Source organism: Streptomyces sp. AB3(2024) (genome assembly GCF_041862025.1).
Taxonomy (GTDB): Bacteria; Actinomycetota; Actinomycetes; order Streptomycetales; family Streptomycetaceae; genus Streptomyces.
In genome coordinates, this window is sequence record NZ_JBGWAB010000350.1 from 1 (window position 1) to 440 (window position 440).

At 65.5% G+C, this 440-nt stretch carries 1 protein-coding gene; it reads right to left on the reverse strand.

Translation table 11 applies throughout. From position 1 onward, the window contains the following. A partial coding sequence (locus tag ACEPPI_RS40720; protein WP_373920273.1) for a transposase occupies positions 1–185 on the reverse strand: 185 nt, incomplete at its 3' end. Positions 186–440 lie beyond the last annotated feature (255 nt).

Below are 440 nucleotides of genomic sequence, written 5' to 3' on the forward strand. Positions count from 1 at the left end.
GGCTGGTCGACCACGACCAGCACCGTTCCGTGCTTGGCCTGGAGTTTCGCGAACAGCTCGCGGAGCTTGGGTTCGGTGTTGGGCAGGCGCTTGTCGAAGGCTTTCTTTCCGGCTGGTGTGACGGCGGTGGCGTGGTGTTCGCTCTTGCCGACGTCCAGGCCGAGGAAGACGTTGATGTCGCCGATGTCGATCACGTGCAGGCCCCTCCATCACGCGTTCGTCCGGCCTTGCCTCGGCACCGAGCTGCCACACCCACGTTACGGAGAGCTCTTCCGGCCAGGGTGTAGCCGGTGCTCAAGCCCCTCATCAGCGGTCCGTCGATGCCTCCGGGCCCGGTGACACCACCCCCCGGATCATCAACCGCAACAAGGGGGGGAAGTCATGCCGGACCCGAAGGCCGGTAGCCCCATTGCGGAGCCACAAAAAAGGTAACGGGGGGG